Raw genomic sequence first — 15627 nt, 5'->3', positions numbered from 1 at the left:
GTTCAGCCCTCCTCTGTCAGCAGCGGGTATACACCGTTCTCGTCGTGGTCCTCCCGTCCGGTGACGGGGGGATTGAAGACGCACACGCAGCGGAAGTCGGTCTTGGGCCGCAGCGTGTGGCGCTCGTGTCCGTCCAGCAGGTACATCGTCCCGGGGGAGATCCAGTGCGTCTCGCCGGTCTCCTCGTTGGTGAGCTCGGCCTCGCCCTCGGTGCACAGGACGGCCTCGATGTGGTTGGCGTACCACATCGACGTCTCCGTGCCGGCGTACAGCACGGTCTCGTGCAGCGAGAAGCCGACCTTCTCCTTGGCGAGCACGATGCGCTTGCTCTCCCAGGTACCTGAAGCGGACTTGATGTGCCGGTCGGTGTTCTCGATGTCGCTGAAAGATCGGACGATCACGGTGGGATGGTGCCTTTCTCTTCTGTCCTGCTCAGTGGTGCCTTCCGGGGGAGCGTGTACCCCGCTCAGGCGGTCTCACGGACGGACCGGGCGAGCGTGCGCAGGCCCTCGTCCAGCTCCTCCGGGGTGATGGTGAGCGGCGGCAGCAGCTTCACGACCTCGGACTGCGGGCCCGAGGTCTCCAGCAGCAGACCCAGCTCGAAGGCGCGTGCGCAAACGGCCGAGGCGCGCGCGGGGTCGGTGAACTCCAGGCCCCACACCAGACCGCGGCCGCGGAACTGCGCGGTGGCGTCCTCGCCGCAGATGGCGAGCAGCGTCTGCTCGACCTGCTGGCCACGGGCCAGGGTCTGCTTCTCCATCTGCCCGTCGGCCCAGTAGGCGTCGAGCGTGGCGGCGGCGGTGACGAAGGCCGGGTTGTTGCCGCGGAAGGTGCCGTTGTGCTCGCCCGGCTCCCAGATGTCCAGCTCGCCCTTGAAGAGGCAGAGCGACATGGGCAGGCCGTAGCCGCTGATCGACTTCGACAGGGTGACGATGTCCGGGACGATGCCGGCCTCCTCGAAGGAGAAGAAGCCGCCGGTACGGCCGCAGCCCATCTGGATGTCGTCGACGATCAGGAGCATGTCCTGGCGGTGGCAGAGGTCCTGCAGCGCGCGGAGCCACTCGGCGCGGGCGACGTTGATGCCGCCCTCGCCCTGCACGGTCTCCACGATCACGGCGGCGGGCTTGTTGAGCCCGGAGCCCTGGTCCTCCAGAAGACGCTCGAACCAGAGGAAGTCGGGCACCTGGCCGTCGAAGTAGTTGTCGAACGGCATCGGGGTGCCGTGGACCAGCGGGATGCCGGCGCCGGCGCGCTTGAAGGCGTTGCCGGTCACGGCGAGCGAGCCGAGCGACATGCCGTGGAAGGCGTTGGTGAAGGACACGACGGACTCGCGGCCCTTGACCTTGCGGGCGAGCTTCAGCGCCGACTCGACGGCGTTCGTGCCGGTCGGGCCGGGGAACATCACCTTGTAGGGCAGGTCGCGGGGGCGCAGGACGACGTTCTCGAACGTCTCCAGGAAGGCCCGTTTGGCCGTCGTCGCCATGTCCAGGCCGTGGGTGATGCCGTCGCGCTCGATGTAGTCGATCAGCGCGCGTTTCAGCACCGGGTTGTTGTGGCCGTAGTTGAGCGATCCGGCACCGGCGAAGAAGTCCAGGTAGGAGTGGCCGTCCTCGTCCGTGAGCCGGGCGCCCTGCGCGCGGTCGAAGACCGCGGGCCAGCTGCGGCAGTAGCTGCGTACTTCCGACTCAAGGCTCTCGAAGACACTCAGTGCGGGCGGGGTGATGGTCACAGCGGATCTCCTGCTCGAGGGGGGTGTGACGGGCGGCGGGTCGGGGGTGCCCCGGGAATCCGCGCCCGGGCGGGGCGCGGAGGGGCGGTGGGGGGCCCTAGAACGGACCGATGCGGTACAGCACTTCCGGCAGGTGCGTTCCCTCGGGGAACAGCGCGCCGTCGAACAGCACCTCGTGCTCCAGCGGCGCGTCGTGCCGCTGAGCGAAGGAGGTGAACAGGCGGTCGGATGCGGAGTTGTCCGGCGTGATGGTCGTCTCGACCGAGGCCAGGCCCTGCTCGGCGGCGACGCGGGCCGTCAGCGCGTCCAGCAGTGCCGCCGCCAGTCCCTTGCCGCGGTGGGCGCGGTCGACGGCCACCTGCCAGACGACGAGCGTCTCGGGGCGTTCGGGGCGGATGTACCCGGTCACGAAGGCGATCGGGTCGCCGTTCTCGCCGCGGGCGACCACGGAGGTCGCCGCGAAGTCACGGCACCACAGCAGGTAGCTGTACGAGGAGTTCAGGTCGAGTACCTCGGAGTCGCGGGCGATGCGCCAGAGCGCGGCTCCGTCCTCCACTCGTGGGGTGTCGATTCTGAGGAATTCGCTTCGGGCACGGGCAAGATCTGCTGGTGCGGCGGTCATGCGAATTGAATTTACCCAGCAAAAATCAAAATTGCATCGCCGGAAGGGGTTGGGTCAGCAGGGAGGCTGTGTTATCACCCGGGCGCGGGCCGCTGTGGATTGGGTGAAAATTTGAATGCATTTGTCCTAAATTTATCGGTCATAACGGAACTGGTGTGGGGTCGGTCACATCGTTGTAACCCCCATGACACGCGGCCGGATCGCATGGTTCCACCCCGTACGAACTCCCGCGTTTAGGAATACGAAGAGCGGGAAGATGAATGCGGGGAGCTGCTCCGGAAAAAGCAGCTCCCCTTTTATATGGGTCAATTGGGCCGAACGGGTGACCCGGTGCAATTCATTCGCCGGGCCAGGTTTCCTTCACGGCTTCGCGGGCAGCATCGAGGTCGGTCTCCCGGCCCGCGTCCGCCAGCGCGGCTCCCAGGGCGGCCAGCGAGGACACCACCGCGTCACGGGTCGCCTCCGCGCCGTAGTGGTTGACCCGGATCATCTCCTTGGCGAGCGCCCCGCCGCCCGCGATCAGCGGCACCGAGGGGTCGGCCGCCAGGGCACGGGCGACCAGCGCCGAGGCGTCGACACCGGCCGGGGCGCGCAGCGTCGTGGCCACCGGTGCCGCGTCCCGGGCCTCGTGGACGTACGGCTCCAGCCCGCCGCCGAGCGCCGTGGCGCCCGCGCGGGTCGCCGCCGCCGCGGAGGCGTGCCGGGCGATCACGTTCTCCAGACCGTCCGCCTCGATCCGCTCCAGGCAGGCCTCCAGCGCGAGCATCTCCAGCTGCGCGGGGGCGTGCGGCAGCGCCGCACGGCCGCCGTCGATCCAGCGCGCCTTCCAGTCGAGCAGCGAGAGGTAGGACTGGCGCGGGGCCCGCGGGTTCGCGGCCATCCGCTCCCAGGCCCGCGCGCTCACGGACACGGCGGAGACGCCGGCCGGCCCGCCCATCGCCTTCTGCGCGCCGATGACGCACAGGTCCACGCCCCAGGCGTCCGGCAGCAGCGGCTCGGCGCCGGCCGACGCGACGGCGTCCAGCATGAACAGCGCGCCGTGCGCGCGGACGGCCTCACCGATCTCGGCGACCGGATTGGTGTTCCCGGTCGCGGCCTCGGCGTGCACCAGCGACACGAAGTCGATCTCCGGGTGCTCGGCCAGCGCCCGCTCGACCTGCTCGGCGGTGACCGCGGAGTGGAACGGGACCGCGAGGTCGACGACTTCGGCACCGCAGTCGCGCAGCCAGTTGCCGAAGGTCTGGCCGTACGGACCGGTGACGACGTTCAGCGCGGTCGAGCCGGGACGGGCGCCGCCCCGGATGCAGCCCTCGAGGGGCAGCAGCGCCTCGCCCTGCATGATGACGACGTCCTGCTCGGTGTCGAGGAGGCCGGCCACCCGCCGCTCGATCTCCGCGAAACGTGAGGCGGTGAGCGGGGCGAGGTCGAGGAACGGGTGCGTCACGGTGGTGCTCTCTTCGGGTCGGCCGGTGCGCGGTCAGCGCCTGCGTCGAGGGTACCCAGCACCTCCCCGGGCCCCGTCGGGACCGCCTCGTACAGTGCTGTGCATGAGTGATCACGAGGTGGCGCCGGTGCTGCGGATCGAGGGGCGGGTGCTCGTCGGGCCCGACGAGGTGAGGGACGGGCTCTGGGCCGTCGACGGGCGCGTCACCTACGAGCGGCCGCCGGGCGCGGACGACGCCGTGACGCTCACGGGATGGGCGCTGCCCGGACTGGTCGACGCGCACTGCCACATCGGCCTCGACCACCAGGGGCCCGTCGACGCGGCGACCAGCGAGAAGCAGGCCCTCGCCGACCGGGAGGCCGGCACGCTGCTCGTCCGGGACGCGGGATCTCCGTCCGACACCCGGTGGGTGGACGAGCGCGAGGACCTGCCGAAGATCATCAGGGCGGGCCGGCACATCGCCAGGACCCGCCGCTACATCCGAAACTACGCCCATGAGATCGAGCCCGGCGACCTGGTCGCCTACGTCGCCCGGGAGGCGCGGCGCGGCGACGGCTGGGTGAAGCTCGTGGGCGACTGGATCGACCGGGACGCCGGGGACCTGACGGCGTGCTGGCCCCGCGGAGAGGTCGAGGCCGCGATCGCCGAGGCGCACCGGCTCGGCGCCAGGGTCACGGCGCACTGCTTCGCCGAGGCGGCCCTGCGCGACCTGGTGGAGGCCGGCATCGACTGCATCGAGCACGCGACGGGGCTGACCGAGGACACCGTGCCGCTCTTCGCCGAGCGGGGTGTGGCGATCGTGCCCACCCTGGTCAACATCGCCACGTTCCCCGACCTCGCGGCGGGCGGCGAGGCCAAGTTCCCGCGCTGGTCCGCGCACATGCGCCGGCTGCACGCCCGCCGCTACGAGACGGTGCGCGCGGCGTACGACGCGGGGATCCCGGTGTTCGCCGGGACGGACGCCGGCGGCTCGCTGGCCCACGGGCTGATCGCGGACGAGGTCGCCGAGCTGGTGAAGGCGGGCATCCCGCCGGTGGACGCCCTCTCCGCCACGGCCTGGGGCGCACGGCGGTGGCTCGGGCGCCCGGTGCTGGAGGAGGGCGCCCCCGCCGACCTGGTGCTGTACGACGAGGATCCGAGGAAGGACGTGAGGGTGCTGTCGGCCCCGCGCCGGGTGGTGCTCAATGGAAGGGTGACGGGCTGACGCGGGTTGACTCCGCGCGGGGCGCCGTGTTGACCAGCGGTGACCCCTGGCCCCGCCGCTCGTTGAAGTATCTCGTCCCCGTGGTCGGCGGGCCGGCCGGCGGGCGGCCCGGGCCGTCGGAAGAGTGACGGCGAGGAACTCCTGTGCCGTTGGATTCGAATGCGCACACGGAAACCCCCCTTTGGAGTGAACCGGCTTCAGGTATCCGCCAGTTCACTCTCCGTGCGTAAGTATTCACGGAGTCGAGGCCACCGGTGCCCGCGATGTCCCCCATTGGACGGCGCCGGCGGCTCCATGTCTCATGTGGGGGTTCCACCATCTTGAACAGCAACACCTTCCGCCTGGCCGCCCTGGCCGTCGCCGCGGCTCCCGTCGCCCTGCTTGTCGCCGTCCCCGCGCAGGCAGCCACCGCGACGGCCCCGGCCACACCGGGAGGCGGCCACGGAAAGGCGAGCGCGGTCGTCCTGCGCGCCGCGCTGGACGTCTCGCTCGTGAACAAGTCGGTCCACGTGCCGCTCCGGACCAGCCTCAACGAGGTGCACGCACCGGCGAGCGCCGAGAAGACCGCCCTCAGCGTGGAGGTCGACGGCGCCGAGAGGGGCCGCCCCGTCCGCCTGCTGAGGGCGGACGTGGCCACGGCGGACGCCACGGTGGACGCGCGCGGGGCCCAGGGATACACGAACGTCGCCGAGGCCCGCGTCCACCTGCCGGGACTCCCGCTGCTGTCCCTGATCGAGGTCGAGAAGGTCACCTCGAAGGCGACCTGCCGGGTGGGCAGGAAGCCGGTCGCGGAGTCCAACGTCCTCGGGCACGTGTCGGTGCTCGGCAAGCGGATCCGGCTGACCTCCGGCGGCACCACGGAGGTCGAGGTGCCGGGGGTCGGCGAGGTGACTCTGGAGCTGTCGAAGACCGCGACCACGTCGCGTACGGCGGCCGCGACCGCGCTGCGGCTGCGGGTCTCGGTGAACCCGCTGAAGCTGAACGTCGCCGAGGTCGAGGGGGAGATCACGCTCGCCGAGGCGACGTGCGAGACGCCGAGGGGCGGCGGGTCGCACAACGGGGGCCAGGACAACGGGGGCCAGCACAACGGCGGGTCCGGCAACGGGGGACCGGACGACGGGGGCGAGGACGAAGGCTCGGAGAACGGCGGCCCCGATGACGGCGAAACCGGCGGCACCGGCGGCACCGCCGGCTCCACGAGCGGTTCGACGAGCGGTTCGACCAGCGGCTCCACCGGAGGCTCGGGCGGCACGGGGGGTTCCGGTGACACGGGCGGTACGGGCGGTACGGGAGGGAGCGGCACGGGCGGCCAGGAAGCGCCGGTCGACGTGAAGCCGCAGACCGGCGCCGAGCCGGTCCGGGCTGCCGGCACCGGCGATCTCGCCGAGACCGGCTCCAGTTCCTCGACGCCGTACATCGCGGGCGGCGCCGCCGTCCTGCTGGCGGCCGGGGCCGGGGCGACGGTCATCGCGCGCAGGCGCGCCCGGGGCTGACAGGTCCCCGGCCCACCGGGAGCCCCCCAGGGGAGAGCGGTGTCCGCGCGACGGAACACCGCTCTCCCCGCCGGGGTCGCCCGTCAGCCCGCCGCTCTTCGGGGCAGGCCCTGCAGGGCCAGGTCGAAGGCCTGCAGGAACCGGTTGGTCGTCACGCGGTCGCGCACGGCGAGCCGCAGCCACTCGCTGCCCAGCCCCGGGAAGGTGTCCCCGCGCCGCGCCGCGAAGCCCCGCGAGCGCAGCAGCTCACGCACCTCGTCCGCGCGCTCCAGTCGCAGCAGCACGAACGGCCCCGCGGCCGGCTCAACGACCGTCACCTCGCTGAACTCCGCGAGCCCGGCCAGCAGGTGTGCCCGGTCCACCGTGATCCGGTCCGCCGCGTCCGCCGCCTCCACCAGCGCGCGCGGTTCCATGCACGCCTCGGCGGCCGCCAGCGCCGGCGAGGACACCGGCCACAGCGGCTGGGCCTCCTGCAGCAGGGCGGTCGTCGCGGGATCCGCCAGCACGTAACCGATCCTCAGGCCCGCCAGGCCCCACGTCTTGGTCAGGCTCCGCAGCACCACGAGGCCGGGGATGTCCTGGCGCGCGCACAGGGCCTCCCGCTCACCCGGGACGACGTCCATGAACGCCTCGTCGACGACCAGCGTCCGCCCGGGCCGGGCCAGTTCCTCCAGCACCGCGGCCGGATGGAGCACGGACGTCGGGTTCGTCGGATTGCCGACCACCACGAGGTCCGCGTCCTCGGGCACGGCCGCCGGATCGAGCCGGAAGCCGTCCTCCGGGCGCAGCAGCACCCGCCCCACCTCGTGACCCGCCGCGCGCAGGGCCGCCTCGGGCTCGGTGAACTGCGGATGCACCACGACCGGCCGGCGGGCCGGAAGGGCCCGGGCGATCAGCACGAACGCCTCGGCCGCGCCCGCCGTGAGCAGGACCCGCTGCTCGGGCAGACCGTGGCGTGCGGCCACCGCCGCACGGGCCTGCCGCCCGTCCGGATAGCCGGCCAGGGAACCGAGCGACGCGGCGATGCGCTCGCGCAGCCAGTCCGGGGGTGTGCCGGTCCGTACGTTCACGGCCAGGTCGGTCAGATCCTGACCGCGTATCTCCGCGTCACCGTGGTGCCTCAGATCGGGGCCGGTGTTCTCGACGTGCTTCGTGGGGGGGAGCATGGCAGCCATGGTGGACGGCCGGGCGCCATTCGTCGATGCCCGGGTTCCGGACATCGGGTTCCGGCGGGCCACCGCACAGGTCACCGACGCCGACTTCCGCTTGGGGACGAGCAGTTCCCCGCCGGTCATGAGAGCGGCGGCCTCGGCGACCGAACCGGTGGCCACGGCGGCACGCGGTGCGGCCGAGGGATTCGGCACCGCGACCGCGGCCAGCTCCCGCGCCGAGTACGACCGCAGCGGTACACCCAGCCGTGCCGCGGCGCCGGCGACCCCCGCATCGGCCGCCCTGGTGTCCAGCGTCGCCAGCTCTGCCACGTCCTCGGCCGCGAGACCGGCCGCCTCCAGCGTCCCGCGGATCAGCCCGGCCACCTCCTCGGCAGAGGCGCCCCGGCGGGCACCGACCCCCACGACGAGCGCGGACCGGTTCACCGGAGGGCGCCCTTCCCGGGAGACACGGGTGAGGGGAGCCTGAGGTGCGGAGGACGGGGTCGATCCGCTAGCAAGGGCCCATGGCGGTATTCGTCGCGCTCGGCGCGTTCCTGATGACCCTGGCGGGCGGCTGGGTCGCGCAGCGCGTCAGCGACCGCCGCCACCTCGTGCTCGGCTTCGCCGGCGGGCTGATGCTCGGGGTGGTCGGACTCGATCTGCTGCCCGAGGCGATCGAGGCCGCGGGAGAGCACGTCTTCGGGGTTCCCGCGGCGCTCCTGCTCTTCGTGGGCGGGTTCCTGACGGCCCATGTCGTCGAGCGGTCCCTGGCCGTACGCCAGGCGGCACACGGGGCGAGCGAGGAACGGGTACCGCAGGTCGGTCTCACGGCGGCGGCCGCGCTGGTGGGTCACAGCCTGATGGACGGCATCGCGCTCGGCGCCGCCTTCCAGATCGGCGGCGGGATCGGGGCGGCCGTCGCGCTCGCCGTCATCACCCACGACTTCGCCGACGGCTTCAACACGTACACGATCACCAGCCTCTACGGGAACGACCGCCGCAAGGCGCTCCTGATGCTGTTCGCGGACGCCCTCGCCCCGATCCTGGGGGCCGCGACGACCTTGCTGTTCACCCTTCCGGCGGAACTGCTCGGCTGCTATCTCGGCTTCTTCGGCGGAGTGCTCCTCTACCTCGCGGCGGCCGAGATCCTCCCCGAGGCGCACCACGACCACCCGGCCCGCTCCACGCTGCTGTGCACCGTCGCGGGAGTGGGCTTCATCTGGCTGGTGGTCGGCATCGCGGAGTGACCCCGCCGCCCCCTCCGACGCCGCTCCCCGGCGTCGACGGCGAAGGCGAAGGCGACCGGCGGGGCTCGCCCCCGGCACCGCTCCCCGGCGGCGGCGGCCCGCCCGGCTCACCTCCCCTGCCGCTTCGCGGCGGCGACCGGCCGGACTCACCCCCCGCACCGCTCCACGAAGCGCCGGGCGACACCGGGCTCCGCCGCCCAGTGCGTGTGCAGGTAGCTCGCGTGCACGCCGCCCTGCACGAAGCCCTCGACTCGCCGCTCCGGCTGGAGCAGCCCCCAGGCCGGGTTCTCCCCGGACCCGGGCTCCAGCACCGTCCGGTGGAACTCGTGGCCCCGCATCCGGGTCCCGGCCGCGGTCAGCACGCTGTCGGACACCGCGACCGCCTGCCGGTAGCCGAGCGTCAGCCTCTCGGACATCCGGGCCGAGGCGTCCAGCACCCCGCACATCGGGCGCCCGTCCAGTTCGCGTGCGAGATAGAGCAGGCCCGCGCACTCGGCCGCCACAGGGGCACCGGACGCCGCGAGTGCGGTGACCGCCCGGCGCAGGGGCTCGTTGGCCGACAGCTCCGGCGCGTACATCTCGGGGAAGCCGCCCCCGATGACCAGCCCCGCCGTGCCCGCGGGCAGCTTCTCGTCGTGCAGCGGATCGAAGGCGACGACCTCCGCGCCCGCGGCCGTCAGGAGCTCGGCGTGCTCCGCGTAGGCGAACGTGAACGCCGCCCCGCCCGCGACGGCCACCACCGGGCGGGTGAGCGGCGCCGGGTGCGCCTGCGGCTCCCACGCCTCACCCGGCAGGGCGGGCGCCGTACGGGCCAGCGCCATCAGGGCGTCCAGGTCGCAGCCCTCGCGCACCCGCTCGCCCATGGCCCGTACGGCGTCGAGCGCGTCGGTCCGGCGCTCGGCCACCGGGACGAGCCCCAGGTGGCGGGACGGCGTCGCCACCTGTGGAGCCCGCCGCAGCACTCCGAGCACCGGCAGCCCCGACTCGTCGAGCGCCTCGCGCAGCAGCGCCTCGTGACGGTCGGACGCCACCTTGTTGAGGATCACCCCGCCGATCCGCACCTCCGGGTCCCAGGAGGCGAAACCGTGGACCAGGGCGGCGACGGAGCGGGACTGCGAGGACGCGTCGACGACCAGGACGACGGGAGCCCGCAGGAGTTTGGACACCTGGGCGGTCGAAGCCAGCTCGCCCTGCCCGGACGCCCCGTCGTACAGACCCATCACGCCTTCGACCACGGCCAGGTCGCAGCCGCTCGCCCCATGGGCGAACAGCGGGCCGATCAGATCCGGTCCGCACATGTAGGCGTCGAGGTTGCGACCCGGGCGGCCGGTCGCCAGCGCGTGGTAGCCCGGATCGATGTAGTCGGGCCCCACCTTGTGCGGGGACACGGCGAGGCCGCGCTCCGCGAAGGCGGCCATCAGACCCGTGGCGACCGTGGTCTTGCCGCTGCCCGAGGAGGGCGCGGCTATGACCAGACGAGGAACACTCACCACTCGATGCCTCTCTGGCCCTTCTGGCCGGCGTCCATCGGGTGCTTGACCTTCGACATGTCGGTCACCAGGTCGGCGGCGTCGATCAGCTTCTGCGGGGCGTTGCGCCCGGTGATCACCACGTGCTGCGTCCCCGGGCGGTCGCGCATCACCTCGACGACCTCGTCGGTGTCGATCCAGCCCCAGTGCATCGGGTAGGCGAACTCGTCGAGCACGTAGAGCTTGTACGTCTCGGCGGCCAGGTCGCGCTTGACCTGCTCCCAGCCCTCGCGGGCCTTCTCCTCGTTGTCCAGCTGATTGTCCCGCTGGACCCACGACCAGCCCTCGCCCATCTTGTGCCAGTCGACGCTGCCGCCCTCGCCGCTCGCTCCGAGCACCTTCAGCGCGTTCTCCTCGCCGACCTTCCACTTCGCCGACTTCACGAACTGGAACACCCCGATCGGCCAGCCCTGGTTCCACGCCCGCAGCGCCAGCCCGAAGGCGGCGGTCGACTTCCCCTTGCCGACGCCCGTGTGGACGAACAGCAGCGGACGGTTGCGTCGCTGACGAGTCGTCAGTCCGTCGTCCGGTACCGATACCGGCTGTCCCTGTGGCATTACGCGGCCCTCCCGGCAGCAGTGATGTCCTTGACCAGCCCGGCGATCGAGTCGGCCCGCAGCTCGTCGAGCGTGACCGCGCTGCCTCCCAGATCCCGGGCGAGCTGTGCGGCGAGACCGAGGCGCACGAACCCGGCCTCGCAGTCCACGACGACCGACGCGGTGCCCTCGGAGGCGTGCAGCCGCCCGGCCCGCGCCGCCAGTGCCAGCGGGTCGACGCCGCCGGTCGCCCGGCCGTCCGTCACCACGACGAGCAGCGGCCGCCGCGACGGGTCGCGCAGCCGCTCCACCCGCAGCACGTCGTGCGCCTTCAGCAGCCCGGCCGCCAGCGGGGTGCGCCCGCCGGTGGGCAGCGACTCCAGCCGCGCTGCCGCCGCGTCCACCGACGAGGTCGGCGGCAGCGCCACCTCGGCGTCCCTGCCCCGGAAGGTGACCAGACCGACCTTGTCCCGGCGCTGGTAGGCGTCCAGCAGCAGCGACATCACCGCGCCCTTCACGGCGCCCATCCGCTGCCGGGCCGCCATCGACCCGGAGGCGTCCACGACGAAGAGCACGAGATTGCCCTCCCGGCCCTCCCGTGCCGCCTGCCGCAGATCGTCCCGGCGCACGATCAGCCCGCGCCCCGACCGCCCCCGCGCCCGCTGGTGCGGCGCGGCCGCCTGCACGGTGGCCGCCAGGTGCAGCTTCGTCAGGGCGCCCTCGGGCCGCCGCGACCCGGTGGTGCGCCCGTGCTCGGTACGCGCCCGGGAACGCCGCCCGGCCGCGCCCTCGCCCAGCCCGGGAACGCTCAGCATCTTCGTGCGGAACGGCTCGCCCGACCGCACCGGCCGCTGCTCCCCGCCACCCCCGGCGGGCGCGGGCGCCCTTCCGCCGTCCGCCTCCTCCGGGCCCGTCGCGTCGGAACCGCCACCGTCGGCGTCCCCGCCGTCAGCACCCCCGCCGTCCGGGCCGCCGCCCTGCGGGGGCACGCCGCCGCCGGGTCCGTCCGGGTCCGGGTCGTCGTCGTGCCCGTCCGTGCCGGGGTCCGCGTCCCGGAGCGTGTCGTCCAGTTTGTCCTCGTCCAGGCCCGGCGCGTCGAAGGGATTGCGGCGCCGCCGGTGGGGGAGCGCCAGCAGCGCGGCCTGGCGCACGTCGTCCGCCACGACCTCCTCGCGGCCGGCCCACGCGGCCAGCGCGGTGGCGGTACGGGCCATGACGATGTCCGCCCGCATCCCGTCCACCTCGAACGCCGCGCACGTGGCCGCGATCTGGCGCAGCGCGCCGTCCCCGAGCACCACCCGGGGGAGCAGGGCGCGCGCGGCGGCGATCCGCTCCCGCAGGGCGGTCTCCTCACCCGCCCACCGCGCGGCGAAGCCCGCCGGGTCGTCGTCGTACGCCAGCCGCCTGCGCACGACCTCGACCCGCACGTCCGTCTCGCGCGACGCGGCCACCTCGACGGTGAGCCCGAAGCGGTCCAGCAACTGCGGCCGGAGCTCGCCCTCCTCGGGGTTCATCGTCCCGACCAGCAGGAAACGCGCCGCGTGCCGCACGGACACGCCCTCGCGTTCGACGTACGACGCGCCCATGGCCGCCGCGTCGAGCAGCAGGTCCACCAGGTGGTCGTGCAGGAGGTTGACCTCGTCGACGTACAGGATCCCGCGGTGCGCGTCGGCGAGGAGTCCCGGCTCGAACGCCTTCACGCCCTCGGAGAGGGCCCGTTCGATGTCGAGCGCCCCGACGAGCCGGTCCTCCGACGCGCCGACCGGCAGCTCCACGGTCCGCGCGGGACGCGACACGCCGGTCCCCGCCCCGTGCGGGCCGTCCGGACACGCCGGATCGGGCGCTCCCGGGTCGCACGAGAACCGGCACCCGGCGACCACCGGGACCTCCGGCACGAGCGCGGCGAGCGCGCGCACGGCGGTCGACTTCGCGGTGCCCTTCTCCCCCCGGACGAGCACCCCGCCCACGGCGGGACTGACGGCGTTGAGCAGCAGACCGAGCCGTAGATCGTCCTGCCCGACGATGGCGGTGAAGGGATACGGCGTACTCACAGGGCCTCCTCGGTCACATGTACTTCGGTCCGGGCGTGCGGCGGGGCCGGGGCGTCCCCGGGGGAGTGCGGCCCCGCCGCCGGAGTGCGGGCGGCGACCGGCGCGGGCGCGCCCGGCGGCACGAAGGGCAGTCCTGCCGGAGCCCCCTCCTCGATGAGCCGCCACAACGCGTCCGTGTCCGCGTGCTCCTCGATCAGATCCCCCAGCCGGTCGAGCTGTTCCTCCCGCAGCGCCGCGAAACTCGTGTCCGGGGCCGCGGTGAACCGCCGTCCGGCCGCCCGGGCGACCTCGCCGAGGAACGCGCGTCTGAAGGCGTCGCTCTCCAGCGAGCCGTGCCAGTGCGTCCCCCACACCGCGCCCACCCGGCAGCCGTCCAGGAACGGCTCGCCGCCGCGCACGTCGGCGACCCCGTGATGGATCTCGTACCCCTCGACGGGCTCACCCAGTGCCGACCCGGCCGGCCGGTCCAGCACCTTCTCCCGGCCGAAGCGGACCCGTACCGGCAGCAGCCCCAGCCCGTCCACCACACCGGCCCGCGACTCCACGTCGTCCTCGATGCGCTCGCCCAGCACCTGGAAACCGCCGCAGATCCCCAGCACGGGCCGCCCCTCGGCGGCCCGCCGCTTCAGGGCGTCCGCCAGCCCGCGCTCGCGCAGCCACGCCAGCGCCCTCACGGTGCCCCGAGTGCCGGGCACGATCACGAGGTCCGCGTCGGCCAGTTCCTCCGCGCGGTCCACGAACCGCACCACCACACCGGGCTCGGCCGCCAGCGCGTCCACGTCGGTGAAGTTCGACATCAGCGGTACGGCGCACACCGCGACCCGCAGCACGTCCTCGCCGTGCGGCGGCGCCACGACCGACTCGCGCACGGTGCCGCGCATCGAGACCCGCAGGCCGTCCTCCTCGTCGATGCCCAGCCCGTGGGCGTACGGCAGCACGCCGAAGGTCCGCCGCCCCGTGAGCCCGTGCAGCATGTCGAGGCCGGGCTCCAGCAGCGACACGTCACCGCGGAACTTGTTCACGAGGTAACCGGCGACCAGCGACTGGTCCTCGGCGCTCAGGAGCGCCGTCGTACCGAAGAACGAGGCGAACACGCCTCCCCGGTCGATGTCCCCGACCACCACCACCGGGAAGCGCGCGGCCCGCGCGATGCCCATGTTGACGATGTCCGTGCGCCGCAGGTTGATCTCGGCGGGGCTGCCCGCCCCCTCGCAGATCACGGCGTCGTAGGTGCTCCGCAGCTGCTCCAGGCAGTCCACGACGGTGCCCAGCAGGGCTTCCTGCCGACCGCCGTGGTAGCCGCGGGCGCTCATCTCGCCGACCGGCCTGCCCATCAGGACCACCTGGCTGGAGCGGTCGCCGCCCGGCTTCAGCAGCACCGGGTTCATCAGGGCCGACGGCTCCACCCGGGCGGCCTGCGCCTGCATCGCCTGGGCGCGGCCGATCTCCGCACCCTCCCGGGTGACGAAGGAGTTCAGCGACATGTTCTGCGCCTTGAACGGTGCGACCTTCACCCCCCGGCGCACCAGCCACCGGCAGATCCCCGCCGTGACGACGCTCTTGCCCGCGTCCGAGGTGGTGCCCGCGACCAGCAGTCCGCCGCTCATACGCCCCTCCGTCCCATGGCCGCCCGCGCCGCCGCACACACGCCGAGGGCCAGCACACTCACCCGGCGCGACAGCCGCACCGCACGTTCGATGTCGGTGACCCGCACCTCGCGGCCGGCCTCCCCGTTGAGCACCGGCCGGTGCTCGACCCGCCCGCCGTAGGCGAGGGTTCCGCCCAGGCGTACGCCGAGCGCCCCCGCGAACGCGGCCTCCACCGGGCCCGCGTTGGGGCTCGGGTGCCTGCCCGCGTCCGAGCGCCAGGCACGGACGGCCTCGCGCGGACGGCCCCCGGCGGCCACCGCGAGCGCGGCGGTGAGCCGGGCCCCGGGCCAGCCCGCGAGGTCGTCGAGCCGGGCCGACGCCCAGCCGTAGCGCCGGTAGCGGGGCGACTTGTGCCCCACCATGGCGTCGAGGGTGTTCACGGCCCGGAAACCGATCAGTCCGGGCACCCCGCCGAGCGCGCCCCACACCAGGGCCCCCACGACGGCGTCGGAGGTGTTCTCGGCGACGGACTCGACGACCGCCCGGGCGATCTGCGGCCCGTCGAGCGCCTGCGGGTCGCGGCCGCACAGATGCGGCAGCCGCTCCCGGGCGAGCTCGATGTCCCCGGCCTCCAGTGCTCCGCCGATGGCCCGGGCCTCACGGCCCAGCGACGTGCCCCCGACGACGGACCAGGTGGCGGCGGCGGTCAGTGCCACGGCGGCCGCGGGACGGTTCCGCACGGCGCGGGCCGCCAGCCCGGCGGCGGCCGTGGCACCGCCCGCGCAGACGAGCGTGTGCAGGGCCCCCCAGCCCCGGTGGTCGCGCCACAGGCGGTGCTCGGCGCCCGCGGCGGCCCGCCCGAAGGCGGCCACCGGGTGGCCGCGCCGGGGGTCACCGAGCAGCAGGTCGCCGATCAGCCCCGCGGCGGCGCCGTACGCGAAGATGCGGTCGGCTCGCACGGATCAGAGGTCCGTCGCGCCTCGGAGGGACGTCGTCACGGGTGGTGCGGGCAGGGACGCACGGCGGCCGGGC

General features: G+C 73.7%; 13 protein-coding genes. 3 read left to right on the top strand and 10 right to left on the bottom strand.

What is annotated here, in order from left to right:
• Positions 1-2 precede the first annotated feature (2 nt).
• The 4 genes from ACFYY2_RS21555 to ACFYY2_RS21540 all read right to left on the bottom strand — a co-directional run bounded on the left by ACFYY2_RS21555 (position 3) and on the right by ACFYY2_RS21540 (position 3795).
• Positions 3-401 carry an ectoine synthase gene (locus tag ACFYY2_RS21555; RefSeq protein ID WP_329036165.1) on the bottom strand — a complete coding sequence of 133 codons (399 nt, stop codon included), beginning with the start codon at positions 399-401 and terminating at the stop codon, positions 3-5.
• A 65-nt stretch (positions 402-466) separates the two neighbouring features.
• The gene (gene ectB / locus ACFYY2_RS21550; RefSeq protein WP_388745229.1) at positions 467-1729 is read right to left on the bottom strand and encodes a diaminobutyrate--2-oxoglutarate transaminase; all 1263 of its coding nucleotides are present in this window, start codon (positions 1727-1729) and stop codon (positions 467-469) included.
• 97 nt (positions 1730-1826) lie between these two features.
• Complete coding sequence (gene ectA / locus ACFYY2_RS21545) at positions 1827-2351, bottom strand: diaminobutyrate acetyltransferase (protein WP_388745228.1); 525 nt, start codon at positions 2349-2351, stop codon at positions 1827-1829.
• 337 nt (positions 2352-2688) lie between these two features.
• Positions 2689-3795 (bottom strand): pyridoxal-phosphate-dependent aminotransferase family protein, encoded by a 1107-nt coding sequence (locus ACFYY2_RS21540; protein WP_388745227.1) that lies wholly within the window; start codon positions 3793-3795, stop codon positions 2689-2691.
• Between the two features lie 103 nt (positions 3796-3898).
• Here ACFYY2_RS21540 and ACFYY2_RS21535 point away from each other — a divergent pair, with 103 nt between their 5' ends.
• Positions 3899-4999, top strand: coding sequence for an amidohydrolase family protein (locus ACFYY2_RS21535; protein WP_388745226.1), 1101 nt, complete (start codon positions 3899-3901; stop codon positions 4997-4999).
• A 320-nt stretch (positions 5000-5319) separates the two neighbouring features.
• On the top strand, positions 5320-6492 hold the full coding sequence (locus tag ACFYY2_RS21530; RefSeq protein ID WP_388745224.1) for an SCO1860 family LAETG-anchored protein: 1173 nt from the start codon (positions 5320-5322) through the stop codon (positions 6490-6492).
• Positions 6493-6575: 83 nt separating this feature from the next.
• On the opposite strand, the gene cobC is transcribed toward ACFYY2_RS21530, so the two are convergent.
• On the bottom strand, positions 6576-8087 hold the full coding sequence (gene cobC, locus ACFYY2_RS21525) for an Rv2231c family pyridoxal phosphate-dependent protein CobC (RefSeq protein ID WP_388745222.1): 1512 nt from the start codon (positions 8085-8087) through the stop codon (positions 6576-6578).
• A gap of 80 nt (positions 8088-8167) precedes the next feature.
• On the opposite strand from cobC, the gene ACFYY2_RS21520 reads away from it, so the two are divergent.
• On the top strand, positions 8168-8890 hold the full coding sequence (locus tag ACFYY2_RS21520) for a ZIP family metal transporter (RefSeq protein ID WP_388745220.1): 723 nt from the start codon (positions 8168-8170) through the stop codon (positions 8888-8890).
• Between the two features lie 146 nt (positions 8891-9036).
• On the opposite strand, the gene ACFYY2_RS21515 is transcribed toward ACFYY2_RS21520, so the two are convergent.
• The 5 genes from ACFYY2_RS21515 to ACFYY2_RS21495 are packed head-to-tail and all read right to left on the bottom strand — an operon-like array spanning position 9037 to position 15554.
• Positions 9037-10383, bottom strand: a complete 1347-nt coding sequence (locus ACFYY2_RS21515) for a cobyrinate a,c-diamide synthase (protein ID WP_388745218.1) — start codon at positions 10381-10383, stop codon at positions 9037-9039.
• Entirely contained in the window at positions 10377-10976 is a 600-nt protein-coding gene (gene cobO / locus ACFYY2_RS21510; protein WP_388745216.1) for a cob(I)yrinic acid a,c-diamide adenosyltransferase, read from the bottom strand. Before cobO ends, ACFYY2_RS21515 begins: the two co-directional genes overlap by 7 nt.
• Positions 10976-13006, bottom strand: coding sequence for a putative cobaltochelatase (locus tag ACFYY2_RS21505; protein ID WP_388745214.1), 2031 nt, complete (start codon positions 13004-13006; stop codon positions 10976-10978). The genes cobO and ACFYY2_RS21505 overlap by 1 nt, the downstream gene beginning before the upstream one ends.
• On the bottom strand, positions 13003-14613 hold the full coding sequence (locus tag ACFYY2_RS21500; protein WP_388745212.1) for a cobyric acid synthase: 1611 nt from the start codon (positions 14611-14613) through the stop codon (positions 13003-13005). Before ACFYY2_RS21500 ends, ACFYY2_RS21505 begins: the two co-directional genes overlap by 4 nt.
• Entirely contained in the window at positions 14610-15554 is a 945-nt protein-coding gene (locus tag ACFYY2_RS21495) for a cobalamin biosynthesis protein (protein ID WP_388745210.1), read from the bottom strand. The genes ACFYY2_RS21500 and ACFYY2_RS21495 overlap by 4 nt, the downstream gene beginning before the upstream one ends.
• Between the last annotated feature and the right edge of the window lie 73 nt (positions 15555-15627).

The organism is Streptomyces sp. NPDC001822, from assembly GCF_042892135.1.
GTDB lineage: Bacteria > Actinomycetota > Actinomycetes > Streptomycetales > Streptomycetaceae > Streptomyces.
Note: the sequence above shows the minus strand (reverse complement) of the source record. Positions and strands in the feature narration are given on the sequence as shown.

Bases quoted from the DNA above. Each gene is read 5' to 3' on its own strand.
- ACFYY2_RS21520 (WP_388745220.1), top strand. From the start codon at position 8,168: ATGGCGGTATTCGTCGCGCTCGGCGCGTTCCTGATGACCCTGGCGGGC.
- ectA (WP_388745228.1), bottom strand. From the start codon at position 2,351: ATGACCGCCGCACCAGCAGATCTTGCCCGTGCCCGAAGCGAATTCCTC.
- ACFYY2_RS21500 (WP_388745212.1), bottom strand. From the start codon at position 14,613: ATGAGCGGCGGACTGCTGGTCGCGGGCACCACCTCGGACGCGGGCAAG.
- ACFYY2_RS21535 (WP_388745226.1), top strand. From the start codon at position 3,899: ATGAGTGATCACGAGGTGGCGCCGGTGCTGCGGATCGAGGGGCGGGTG.
- cobO (WP_388745216.1), bottom strand. From the start codon at position 10,976: ATGCCACAGGGACAGCCGGTATCGGTACCGGACGACGGACTGACGACT.